Below are 12,461 nucleotides of genomic sequence, written 5' to 3'. Positions count from 1 at the left end.
CCCGCAGGCGGGAGGCGGCCGGGGGGTGGGCCTGTCGAACGATCGCACCCCTCACCGCAGCAGCCCCGGCAGCCCCAGCTTCATCGCCAGCCCCACCAGCAGCAGCGCCAGCAGGCCGCGCGCCGCCCAGTCGACCGCCGCCTTCCACGCACTCGTCTTGGCGTCGCGCCACGCGCCGAGCAGCTGGCGCAGGTCGCCGATGTCGTCGCGCGCCGCCGCGTCGGCGAGCCCCAGCCGCGCCAGCGCCCGCCGCGCGCCCAGTTCGCTCGCCTCCTCGACCACCGCGCGCAGCAGCGCCGCGTCGGGCGCGCGCGTCCCAGCCAGCGCGATCAGCCGCGCCAGCGCCTCTTCCTCGTCCATGTCGTATCTCCGGCTAGTCGACGCCCAACAGCGCCTTCTTCTCGGCCGCGGTCAGCCAGTCGGCCCCCGACACCTCGCGCCACAGCGCCATGCGGTCGGCGGCCAGCGCCGGCACCCGGTCCATGTCGACGCGCAGCTCGGCGCCGCCGAACCAGCCCGCCAGCCCCTGCGACACCGCGCCCAATATCTTCGCGCACAGCGGCAGCACGGTCAGCCGCCACAGCGCGCGATTGGCCTCGCGATAATTGGCATAGGTCGCATCGCCGGGCAGCCCGAGCAGCATCGGCGGCACCCCGAACGCCATCGCGATCTCGCGCGCCGCGCTGTGCTTCAGCTCCAGGAAATCCATGTCGGCGGGCGACAGCGACAGCGCCTGCCACTTCAGCCCGCCCTCGAGCAACAGCGGCCGCCCGGCGTTCGTCCCGCCGGCAAAGCTTTCGGCCAGCTCCTCGCGCAGCCGGTCGACCTGCTCGGCCGACAGCGGCATCCCCTTGTCGCCCGGATCGTGGATCAGCGCCCCCGACGGCCGCGCCGCATTGCCCAGCAGCGCCGCATTCCATTTCGCCGCCGCATTATGCGCCGCGATCGCCCCCTGCGCCGCTGCCAGGCAGCCCGCGCCATAATGATCGTCGAGCGGGTGCAGCGCCTTGACATGCACCACCGCCGGCCGCCCCGCGCCGTCCTCGGCGGGCAGCACCGCGGCGCATCCGCCCGCCTTGTAGCGATAGGCGACCGGCCAGCCGCGCCCGTCGGCCTCGACCGTCACCCGGTCGGGGCGCAGCGCGAACAGCTCGGCGGGCGCGCCCGCGCCGTCGGTCAATATCTGCACATAGCCGTTGCCGTGGAGCAGTAGCTGCGACGCCAGCGTCTCGACCAGCCCCTGCCCGCCCGATGTCGCGGTGACCAGCGCCAGCAGCGCCGGGTCGCCCGCCGCGATCGGCGCCGCCCCCGCCGCCTCGGCGACCAGCCGCACCGACCGCTGGACGATCGCATTGCCCAGATAGCCTTCGCGCACCTGCGCCTCCCACGACAGCGGCGCCGGCGCGCTCCACGTCCCATACACACGCGACAAGGCGGGCCGCACCGTCGACGATGCGGCCTTGCGGCCAAACCAGTTCATGCTTGTCTCCTCGATGGGCCAGCCGCCACACCGCAAGCCCCACTCTCTCCCCTTCAGGGGAGAGATACGCAGGCTTGCGAGCTTGCTCGCTAGCCGAAGTTGAGAGGGGCCGGCGTGCGTGACTCCCCCTCTCCCAACCCTCTCCCCTGAAGAGGAGAGGGCTTTGATCAAACCCTGCGCACCCCCGGCGCGCGCCCTTTCCTCATCCGTTCCAGCAGTTCCGCCAGCGCCCACACGCACGCATCGGCCCGGTCCGGCGAACCGCCCGGCCCGGCGTAGCCGCCACCGGTCTGGAACCCGCAAAGCTGGTCCTCCAGCGCCGGGAACGCCCCCGCATGCACCACCTGCCCGCGCTCATAGGCGAGCGCGACCGGCTCCGCGCGGCGCGCCTTGCCGATGCTCGCGTGGACCGTGGCGACCGGCAGCGCGACATCGGCCTGCGCCAGCGTCGCCGCGACCATCTCGCCGCCCATATTGCTTTCCGCGACCACCCGGTCGGCGCCCCAGCGCGCCGCCACGGCGGCCACCGCCTGCGCCCAGACATGCGGCGGCGGGGTCTCGACGCTCGCATCCTCGACCACCGCCAGCCGCCCGTCGCGCAGCAGCGCCGCGACGACGATCCCGCACGCATCGCCGGTCGACGTCGCGGGCGGATCGACGCCGATCACGACGCGCCGCGGCTTGCCCAGTCCCTCCGGATCGACGCGGCAGCGTTCGATCAGCGCGCGCGTCCACAGCGCGCCCTCGACATCCTCGACCAGCTCGCCGTCCAGTTCCTGCCGCCCCAGCCGCGTTCCGCCATAGACCGCCTGCATCGCCTCGACGAAATTCGACGGCAGATAGGCGTTCTGGTGCGTGCCGCCGACCGTTTCGGCGAACCCCGGCAGCGCACGGATCGTCCGCATCAGCGCGGTCGGGCGCGGCGTCGTGGTGATCAGGATGCGCGGCCGGTCGCCCAGCCGCATCCCCAGCACCAGATTGTCCCACGCGGTCGCGCCCCGGTGCCATTTCGCCAGCTCGTCGCACCACGCGACATGATGCTCGGGCCCGCGCAGATTCTCCGGCGCCGCCGCCGAATAGAGCGTCGCGACCGCGCCGTTGCCGAAATGCAGCTCGCGAACCCCGTCGCGCCAGTCGGGGCTTTCATGCCCGCGCGCGACCGCCAGCAGCCCGCTCGCCCCCTCGATCATCACGCGCCGTCCGTCGATCTCGTTCGCCGCGACCAGCGCGATGCGCGCGCCCGGCATCGTGCGCGCGCACTCGCTGATCCATTCCGCCCCGGCGCGCGTCTTGCCGAAGCCGCGCCCGGCGCGGATCATCCAGATGCGCCAGTCGCCCGGCGGCTCGCATTGCCCCTCCTGCGCCCAGCCGTGCCAGCGCTCGAGCAGTTCGCGGCGCTGGCCCCAGGTCAATCCCCGCATCACGAAGCGCAGGTCGCGCGGCGACAGCGCGGACAATTTCTCGAGCACGTCGCCGACGACGTCGCGATGCGCCTGCCCCATCCGCCGATCCTCCCTCACCGCTCCCCGACAGGGAAAGAAATGACCCGCCATGAAACGCGATCCCCTCCCGCCAACGAGAGGAGAAACCGGGCGGCAAGACGCCTGCCCGTTCCGTTCTGCCCCGACAGAAGGGAGATCATGGCGATTGCAAACAGGCGCCGGCCTTGGGTCGAAGCCCCCTGCTTCCGCACTTCGTCATGCTGGAACGCGTTGGCAATCATCCCTTTCCGGCAACGAACCGTTCCCCGGCGGAAGCCGGGGCCCACGCGGGGCAGCATCCAGCCATCCGGACCCCGGCGTCCGCCGGGGACCAGGCCCCTATCCCTCCGGCGCCAGCTCGCGCTGTCGGCGCAGGATGGCGAGCCGCTTCAGGATCGCGGCGTCGGTTTCCTCGGACGTCGGCATCCGCTTGTCGGGCCGCAGCGTCCGCGCCCGGCCGCCGCGGACCGACGCCTGGTGCCGGCCGAGCAGGCTGATCGCCTGGTCGACCGTCATCGGCGCGATCACGCGCCCTTCGTCCCCGCCTTTCGCGGTGTCCGGTTCCGTCGCGGCGCCCTCCTTCGCCGCGCGCGCCGCCCTTGCGCCTTTTTCGTCCGCGCTGCCCCGACCGGGCTCGCCGCCTTCGCGGCTCCCGGCAACGGCCGCGCCCGGCCTGCCCTCGACAAGCGCCAGCGCCGCCTGCACCAGCCCCATTTCCAGACGCTGATATCCGGCCGTCAACGCCTCCTGCCACGCCGCGGCGAACGCCTCGTCGCGCGCGCGCAGCCGATAGACCGTCGAACAGACCAGCCCCGCCTGCGCGGCCGACCATGTCACGTTGCAGCTTTCCGCCAGATGGGAAAGGAACGTCTCGCACTGGCGCGTCGAAAGGGCCGTGCGCGGCGCCTTCGCCCGCATCAGCCGGCGACGATTGCCGGCCCGCACCACCTGTTCCATTCGGTCGCTCCCCAAAAGGATCGGGCCGGATCGCCCGAAGGCGCCGGCCCGAATCGCAATTCTCGATGATGAGATGCTTGTGCCATATCAGCGTTACGATGTCAATAGAAAATAACCTATATGGTTTTATACTACTTCCCCTGCACGCGCGGCCCCGCCGCCGCCATCGGCGACGCAGCCCGGTTCCGGAAAGCGCTTTCCCCTCCCCGTCACCCCGGACTTGATCGGCAATCTTCCCTCTTCGACAAGTCACTGTTCCCCGGCGAAAGCCGGGGTCCATGCGAGGCAGCGCCGTGCCATCTGGACCCCGGCTTTCGCCGGGGAACAGCGCCTGACTTGCCTGAGGGGAATATATACCGACTCGATCCGGGGTCCCGCTTGTCCGGCGTGACAAGGCAGGCGAAACCGCACGCCGTTTTCAAACGATGCGCACCCGCTCCGCCACCCGCTTGACCGCCCCGGTCGAAAGGTTCAGACCGCTGCGATTCAAAGGGAAACAGGGGTCGAAAATCCATGCGCAAACTCGTCATCCTCGGCGTCAGCCTCTTCGCGTTCCAGGCTTCGCTCGCCGCCGCGCAGGATCAGCCGGCGGCGCCGGAGCCCGAACCCGCCGCGATGACGGCGTCCGCGAGCGGCAGCGCGCGCACCGCGCCCGAACGGCATTTCACCGGCGCCGACATCTTCGACCTCGCGATCGCCGCCGATCCGCAGATCAGTCCCGACGGGCGCCGCATCGCCTATGTCCGGCGACAGAATGACATCATGACCGACCGCGCGATCGGCAGCATCTGGCTGATCGACACCGCGACCGGGCAGGAAACCCCCGTCACCGGCGGCAACGGCGGCGGCAGCGCCTTCACGCCGCGCTGGTCGCCCGACGGCAAGCGCCTCGCCTATGCCTCGACCGAGGGCGGCGGCGCGCAGCTGTGGGTGCGCTGGATCGACGGCGGAGAGGCGGTGCGGCTGACCGGCCTGCCGACCAGCCCGTCGAGCATCGCCTGGTCGCCCGACGGGCGCTCGATCGCCTATACGATGCTGGTCAAGGACGCGGCACCGACCTTCGGCTCGGCCCCCGCCAACAAGCCCGAAGGCGCCAAATGGGCCGAACCGCTGGAGGTTCACGACCTCCTCACCTATCGCGCCGACGGCGCGGGCTATATCGAGCCGGGGTTCGAGAAGATCTTTCTCGTCCCCGCGACCGGCGGCGCGCCGCGCCAGCTCACCTTCGGCCCCTATCACGACGGCGGACCGCTCAGCTGGTCGCGCGACGGGCGCACCCTCTATTTCGGCGCCAACCGCAAGCCCGACTGGGAGAACGACGCGCGCGAGAGCGAGATTTTCGCGCTCGACGTCGCGAGCGGCCGCATCACCCAGCTCACCGACCGCGACGGCCCCGACGCCAATCCCGTCGTCTCGCCCGACGGCCGGCTGATCGCCTATGTCGGTTTCGACGACAAGCTGCGCGCCTATGAGAATAGCGAGCTTTACGTGATGAACCCCGACGGTTCGGGCCGCCGCAGCCTGACCGCCGGCTGGGATTACAGCGTCGACGACGTCGCCTGGGCCGCCGACGGGCGCAGCCTCTATGTCCAGTACGACGACCATGGCGAGACGAAAGTCGCGCGCATCGGGCTCGACGGCTCGGCGCGCACCGTCGTCACCGGCCTGTCGGGCGGCGGGCTCGACCGGCCCTACACCGGCGGCAGCTTCTCGGTCGCCGACACCGGCGCGATCGCCTTCACCGGCGGCACCCCGACGCGCCCGGCGGAGGTTCAGCTCGCCGCGGGCGGCAAGACGCGGATGCTGACCGACCTCAACCGCAGCCTGCGCGAGACCAAGGCGCTGGGCGAGGTGCGCAAGATCACCGTCGCCTCCAGCCTCGACGGGCTGGAGATCGAGGGCTGGCTGACCCTGCCTCCCGGCTATGTCGAGGGCCGGCGGGTGCCGCTGATCCTCGAGATTCACGGCGGCCCCTTCTCGGCCTATGGCCCGCATTTCGCGACCGACAACCAGCTCTACGCCGCCGCGGGCTATGCGGTGCTGTCGTCGAACCCGCGCGGTTCGACCAGCTATGGCGAGGCGTTCGCGAACACGATCGACAAGGCCTATCCGGGCAATGATTATTTCGACCTGATCAGCATCGTCGACCGCGCGATCGAACTCGGCATCGCCGATCCCGACGCGCTGTTCGTCACCGGCGGCTCGGGCGGCGGCGTGCTGACCAGCTGGATCGTCGGCAACACCGACCGCTTCAAGGCCGCGGTGACGCAAAAGCCGGTGATCAACTGGACGTCGCAGGCGCTGACCGCCGACGGTCCCGCCTTCTTCGGCCGCTACTGGCTCGGCGCGATGCCGTGGGAGAATCCCGAGACCTTCTGGAAGCACTCGCCGCTTTCGCTCGTCGGCCAGGTGAAGACCCCGACGATGGTCGTCGTCGGCAGCGAGGATTACCGCACCCCGGTCAGCGAGTCGGAGCAATATTATACCGCGCTGCGGCTGCGCGGCGTCCCGACCGCGCTGGTCAAGGTGCCCGGCGCCAGCCACGGCGGCATCGCCGCGCGGCCGTCGCAGTCGGCGGCCAAGGCCTCGGCGATCCTCGCCTGGTTCGCCAAATACCGCCACGGCTGGGCCCCGCCGGCTGCGGCGGCACCCTGATCTAGGGCGCCAGCGGCGGCAGCCCGTCCATGATTGCGGTCAGCGCCAGCGCATTCTCGCGCTCCATCGCGCTGTGCCCGGCGTTGGTGACGACATAGGTCGCGGGCTCCGCCCCGGCGCCGCGCAGCGCCGCGACCAGCCGCGACGCCTGCGTCAGCGGGCACACCTCGTCGAACCGCCCATGGACGATATGCACCGGAATCGCCGCCAGCGTGTCGATATGCCGAAAGAAATGCCCCGGCTCCAGAAACAGGTCATGGGCAAAATAATGCGCCTCGATCTGGGCAAAGCACAAAGCAAACCCCGCCTCCCCGAACTTTCCGGTATCGCCCGCCTCGGGGATCAGGTTCGAAATCGTTCCTTCCCATAGGGACCATGTCACCGCCGCGGCGAGTTGGCGTTCCTTCTCCTCGGCGGTCGCGGGCACCATGTCGAAGATCGCCTTGTACGACCGCATCACGTCGCGCCGTTCCTCGACGCTCAGCACTTCCAGCAGCGCGCGCCATTCGTCGGGATAGTGGATATAGGCGCCCGGCGCGGTCAGCCCGAACGGGTCTTCGTGCCACGTCGCGGCATTGCCCTGATACAGGTAGAGCAGATCCTCCGCCGCGCCCAGGAAGATGCCGCGCAGGATCAGGTTCGCGCAATGATCGGGATGCGCGATCGCATAGGCCATCGATAGCGTGCTGCCCCAGCTTCCACCGAAGACATGCATCCGCCCCGCGATGCCCAGATGATCGCGCAGCTTCTCGATATCGCCGATCAGGTCGGCGGTGGTGTTGCGCGCGAGCGCCGTCGCTGGTCCCGCCGTGGCGACGTTGGGCTCGCTCTTGCCGCATCCGCGCTGGTCGAACAGGATGATGCGATAGCGGTCCGGGTCGAAATAGCGCGCCATCGCAGGCGAACAGGCGCCGCCGGGGCCGCCGTGCAGCACCATCACCGGTTCGCCCGCCGAATTGCCGTACTCCTCCCAATACAGGCGATGCTCGGGGTCGCTGTCGACCGTCAGCCACCCGCTGCGCCGCGCCTCCGCCTCGGGATAGACCCAGTCGTCGCCGATCTTGCTCGATGTCTGCAGCCGCGAGAAATCCATCCTGTCTTCCTTTCGTTGCGCGCGCCGCCGCTCGGGGGGTGGCCGCGCGCCACGCCCCCATGCTAGGGCGACTCCGATGCCATGTCTGAATCGTCCTTGCGGCGAAAGCCGCAGCGACGCAATTGCGGTGGCATCGCCAGTCCCAGAAGGCGACCGGCCCCGGCCCGGTCGCGCCGCATCGATCGGAAATGACCGCCCTATGACCTTGCGCCTTGCCGCTTCCACCGCCGCCCTGCTGCTTGCCGTTCCGGCGCTTGCCCAGACCGCGGCGCCCGCGATCGACCCCGCGAACATCACCGAAACCGTCCGCACCATGGCCTCCGACCAGTTTCAGGGCCGTGCGCCGGGAACCGTCGGCGAGGAACGCACCGTCGGCTATCTGATCGGCCGGCTGCAGGCACTCGGGCTCGAACCCGCCGGGTCGGACGGCGGCTGGACGCAGCGCGTGCCGCTGCTCCACACCCGGCTCGGCACTCCCGAAACGCTCGCCTTCGACCGCGGTGGCACGACCACCCCGCTCGCCTTCGGCACCGACATCTATCTATCGACGCTTCAGCCGAACGACCGCGCCGTGGTCGCCGGCGCGCCGATGGTGTTCGTCGGCTATGGCGTCGACGCGCCCGAACGCGGCTGGGACGATTTCAAGGGCGTCGACCTCAAGGGCAAGGTCGCGGTCTTCCTGATCAACGACCCCGATTTCGCCGCAAAGAAGGGCGAGCCCGCCTTCGGCAAGTTCAAGGGCCGGACGATGACCTACTATGGTCGCTGGACCTACAAGTTCGAGGAAGCGGCGCGCCGGGGCGCGGTCGCGGCGCTGATCGTCCACGATACAGAGGGCGTGGGCTACGGCTGGAACGTCGTCAACAGCCCCGGCGGCGAGAATTACGGCCTCGTCGTCCCGCCCGAAAAGATGACCAGCCTCGCGCTGCAGGGCTGGATTTCGGGCGACACCGCGACGAAGCTGTTCGCCGCCGCCGGTCAGGACCTCGCGAAGCTGCGCGTCGCCGCGCGCCGCGCCGATTTCCGCCCCGTCGACCTCGGCACGAATTTCAACGCCGCCATTCCCTCGGCGCACGAAGAGGTGCAGAGCCAGAACGTCCTCGCGAAGATCGCCGGCACGCAGCGCCCCGACGAGGTGGTGATGATCGGCGCGCACTGGGATGCCTATGGCGAAGGCGAACCCGATGCACAGGGCCGCATCTATCGCGCCGGCGCCAACGACGACGCACTCGGCGTCGCCGGCATGTTCGAGATGGCGCGTCTGTTCAAGGCCGCGCCGCCGCCCGAGCGCAGCATCGTCTTCGCCTTCTGGACCGCGGAAGAACGCGGTCTGCTCGGCTCCGAACATTATGCCGCCAATCCGCTCTTCCCGGTCGAGAAGACCGTCGCCAACCTCGGCCTCGACATCCTCCAGACCGCGGGCCGCGCGAAGGACGTGATCCTCGTCGGCAAGGGCCAGAGCACGCTGGAAGACGACCTCGCCCGCGTAGCGGCGACGCAGGGGCGCAGCGTCAGCGAGGAAAGCCTGCCCGAGCGCGGACTCTTCTTCCGCGCCGACCATTTCAGCCTCGCCAAGCGCGGCGTTCCCGTCCTGCTGATGATGGGCATCGCGGGCGCCTCCGACCTCGTCGAAGGCGGCAAGGCCGCCGGACAGGCATGGGTCGATGCCTATACCGGCCAATGCTATCATCAGGCGTGCGACGCCTGGGACCCCAGCTGGAACCTCGACGGCGCGGTTCAGGATATTCAGATTTTTTACCAGATCGGTGATGAACTCGCTCGCTCGACCCGCTGGCCCGGCTGGCAGCCGACGAGCGAGTTCGGCGCCATCCGCGCCGAAAGCTCGGCTGCGCGGCAATAGCGCGAAGGGGAAGGCGCGGCCAAGCCACCGCCAAAGGCATGGGTCCCTCCCCGCCCGGGGGAAGGACTTGATGCATCTAGAACTTCCCGCGCACCGAAAAGGCGAAGACCGGTCCGATCAGCCGGTCGCGCTGCTCGACGAAGGCGATCGGGCTTTCGCCGCGCACGCCGGTGTAGACGGTCCGGTCGCGGCGCGAACGGGCGTTGAACATATTGGCGACCTGCGCCCGCACCGTCATCCCGAACACATCCTTGTTCTCGACGAAGAGGCTGGCGAACACCGGCCCCTCCCACGTCCGGTCGACCTGGTTGCGCCGATAGTTGGGCTGAATGTGGCTGTGGTTGGCGTTGAAGCCCCATGCCCAGTCGCTGCCGGGGATATCGTGCCGCAGGTCGATCTCGATCTGCCGGTCGGTGAAGCCGCTCCACTGGCGCGTCTCGCCGGTGAAGGGATCGCGGATTGACGAGGTCTGGAGCAGCAGGCGCGTGTCGACCTTGACGCCCTTCAGCCCCGCCGGGTCGAGGTTGATCGTCGTCGTCCAGTCGATCGCCGCGGCCCAGCTTCGGTCGATATTGCCGACCGCCTCGCCGCTCGCGCCGACCGGGATGACGTCGACGCGATCCTCGACATCGCGGTAGATGAGGTTCAGCTTCGTCGACCCCCAGACGCCGAGCGTCTTGTTCGCCTCGAACTCGAAACTCCAGTCCTGCTGCGGCCTCAGGTCGTTGTTGACCTCGTTCTGATTGTCGTCGTTCAGGAACGCCCGCGCGAGGAAGTCATAGAAGGACAGCTGCAGCACGCGCCGCCGGATCTTCAACGACATGTCGAGATCGGCCGACGGTGCCCAGGCGAGCGTCAGCGATCCCTTGGGACGAAAGAAGCTGCGCTCCTGTCCGCCGATGCCCGTCTGGGTGATCTTCGAATGCTCGGCGCCCGCGACGAGCTGGAACGACAGCGTGTCCGTCAGCTTGCGCCCGAAGCTGAGCAGTCCTTCGTAGCGATCCTCGCTGACGCCGCCGATCCCGCCCGGAAACGGTTGATCGACGAAGACGCCGGCGGCGGGGTCGAGCACCGCGATCGACGCGACGTTGTCGAGCGTATTGAACGCCGCCTCGCCCGACAATTCCCAGTCGCCGCCCAGCATCTTCCACTGATATTCGCCGCGCGCGATCGTCTCGCCCAGATTGCCGCGCTGCGCGAACCGGTCGCCTTCGGGCGGCGTCGCGTCGGCGAAGCGGGTGACGATCTCCTGCGAATAGGGTTCGTGGCTGAACCGCCGCAGGCCGATCAGCTTCAGCTTTCCGGGGCCGAGGCCGAACTGGTAATCGCCGCTCAGCTCGTAATTCCAGCTGTCGTTCTTCTCGCGCACGGTGCGGAAGCGGTCGGGGTCGCCGACGCTCGTCCGCAGCCCGTCCTCGACATAGCGGTCGTATTTGCGCTGATAATGGGCGCCGAGGTGCGCGATCGAATCGCCGGGGCCGTCCCATGTCAGATGCCCCGACAGCTTCGGCGTGTCATAGGGACTGCGCCAGACGTCGTGCCGCTGCTCGACGATGCGCCCCGCGCCGTCGAGGATCAGCGTCGGTCCGCCGGCGGCGCTGCGCGCGCCCTCGTTGTTATAGAGGCCGAGCTCATATTCGATCGCGCCGGTCCGCCCGCGCACCGAGATATCGCCGCGGGTGTAGAGCGGATGCGCATAATGCGCGCGGAACTCGGGCTTCCAGGCGAACTGTCCCGAAAAATCGTCGGCGCGATAGACGATGTTCGCGACCTGCCCCGACAGCCCCGGAATATCGAGCGAAGCGCCGTCGACGATCTCGATCCGCTCGACATTGCCCGCCGGGATGCGCGACAGCAGCGTCGCCATGTCGTCGGACTTGGTCGACGGGCGCACGCCGTTGAACAGCACATTGCCCGTCGCCTGCCCCAGCCCGCGCCGCTCCTCATTGTCGCGGATCGAAAAGCCGGGGACCTGTGCCAGCATGTCATAGGCGTTCTTGGGCGCATAGCGCGCGAAGTCGGCGGGGGCATAGACCTGCCGCGCCGCGTCGGACGGCGCGGGAGCGGGGGCGATCGCCGGGACGGCGGGCGCCTCCTGCGCCTGCACCGCGCCCGTACCCAGCGCCGCGGCGAGCGCGGCAATGCTCGTCCAGCGGCTCATTTCGCCGCCCTCGCGGCCGCATTCATCGACCGCGCATAGTCGGGCGTCACCCCCAGCGCTTTCAGGCGCACCACCTCGTCGGACGACAGCGAGGCATAGCCCGCCGCGGCGAGCCCGCGCACATAGGCGCCGTCGACCCCCAGTGCCTTGCACGCGATCGCGTCGTCGATCGCCGTCAGCCGCAGCGCGCCCGACTGGAGTTCGTGGACATAGGCGCCCGTGACCCCAAGCGCCGCGGCGGCGATCAGGTCGCTGCCGTCCTTCGGCCGCACGCCCTCTCCGATCAGCCCGTCGGCAAGGGCGGTGGTGGCATCGACCATCAGCATAGCGAGCTGCTGGTCGCGCGACGGCGTTCCGATTCCGCGATCGGACAGCGCCCGCGCAAATCCCGCATCGGGCTGGAACTGGCAATGGCCCGCGCCGTCGAACGCGGCATTCAGGCGGCCACTGCAATCGAGCCGCCCCGCCTCGTGCACGACGCTGAACGACACCGGCCCCGCCGCACCGCCCAGCGCAGACCGCGCCGCGCCGAACTCGGCGCGGCGCCCATCGAGTTGCAGGTCGCTGGTCGACTTGCGCTGGCTGAGCCGCAGGCGCGGCGCGTGGGCTCCGCTATCCTGCACCGACGCCTCCCAGCGGATGGCGTCGCTCGCGGGCGCGGCGGCCTGGCTCTGCTGCGCCGGCGCCGTGCACGCGATGACCGGCAAGACCGCGGCGCCCGCGGCGACGAACAGGGCGTTGATTCTGGCTTTCATGGGGATACTCCTCCTCCC

Annotated in this window: 9 protein-coding genes; 2 read left to right on the top strand and 7 right to left on the bottom strand. The window is 69.7% G+C overall.

Annotated features, from left to right (window positions below; translation table 11 throughout):
• Positions 1-51: 51 nt before the first annotated feature.
• The 4 genes from AC2S9W_RS05905 to AC2S9W_RS05890 form a co-directional block, all read right to left on the bottom strand.
• Entirely contained in the window at positions 52-360 is a 309-nt protein-coding gene (locus AC2S9W_RS05905; RefSeq protein ID WP_104959297.1) for a DUF6127 family protein, read from the bottom strand.
• A 13-nt stretch (positions 361-373) separates the two neighbouring features.
• Positions 374-1,480, bottom strand: a complete 1,107-nt coding sequence (locus AC2S9W_RS05900; protein ID WP_076073759.1) for a phage portal protein — start codon at positions 1,478-1,480, stop codon at positions 374-376.
• Between the two features lie 167 nt (positions 1,481-1,647).
• Complete coding sequence (locus tag AC2S9W_RS05895) at positions 1,648-2,982, bottom strand: DNA-packaging protein (RefSeq protein WP_486571727.1); 1,335 nt, start codon at positions 2,980-2,982, stop codon at positions 1,648-1,650.
• A 318-nt stretch (positions 2,983-3,300) separates the two neighbouring features.
• Positions 3,301-3,918, bottom strand: coding sequence for a hypothetical protein (locus AC2S9W_RS05890; RefSeq protein ID WP_486571726.1), 618 nt, complete (start codon positions 3,916-3,918; stop codon positions 3,301-3,303).
• 513 nt (positions 3,919-4,431) lie between these two features.
• On the opposite strand from AC2S9W_RS05890, the gene AC2S9W_RS05885 reads away from it, so the two are divergent.
• Entirely contained in the window at positions 4,432-6,573 is a 2,142-nt protein-coding gene (locus AC2S9W_RS05885; RefSeq protein ID WP_104959295.1) for a S9 family peptidase, read from the top strand.
• 1 nt (position 6,574) lies between these two features.
• Here the strand turns inward: AC2S9W_RS05885 and pip are convergent, their stop codons facing one another.
• Entirely contained in the window at positions 6,575-7,666 is a 1,092-nt protein-coding gene (gene pip / locus AC2S9W_RS05880) for a prolyl aminopeptidase (RefSeq protein ID WP_104959294.1), read from the bottom strand.
• A 199-nt stretch (positions 7,667-7,865) separates the two neighbouring features.
• Between pip and AC2S9W_RS05875 the strand changes: the two genes are divergently transcribed.
• Complete coding sequence (locus AC2S9W_RS05875) at positions 7,866-9,527, top strand: M28 family metallopeptidase (protein ID WP_486571725.1); 1,662 nt, start codon at positions 7,866-7,868, stop codon at positions 9,525-9,527.
• Between the two features lie 76 nt (positions 9,528-9,603).
• Here the strand turns inward: AC2S9W_RS05875 and AC2S9W_RS05870 are convergent, their stop codons facing one another.
• Both AC2S9W_RS05870 and AC2S9W_RS05865 read right to left on the bottom strand, forming a co-directional pair.
• Positions 9,604-11,688 carry a TonB-dependent receptor plug domain-containing protein gene (locus tag AC2S9W_RS05870; RefSeq protein WP_486571724.1) on the bottom strand — a complete coding sequence of 695 codons (2,085 nt, stop codon included), beginning with the start codon at positions 11,686-11,688 and terminating at the stop codon, positions 9,604-9,606.
• Positions 11,685-12,443: a hypothetical protein gene (locus tag AC2S9W_RS05865; protein WP_486571723.1), complete on the bottom strand. Its 759-nt coding sequence runs from the start codon at positions 12,441-12,443 to the stop codon at positions 11,685-11,687. Before AC2S9W_RS05865 ends, AC2S9W_RS05870 begins: the two co-directional genes overlap by 4 nt.
• Between the last annotated feature and the right edge of the window lie 18 nt (positions 12,444-12,461).

The organism is Sphingopyxis sp. 550B, assembly GCF_057401805.1.
The sequence above is the reverse complement of the archived record's forward strand: the minus strand, read 5'-3'. Positions and strand labels throughout refer to the sequence as shown.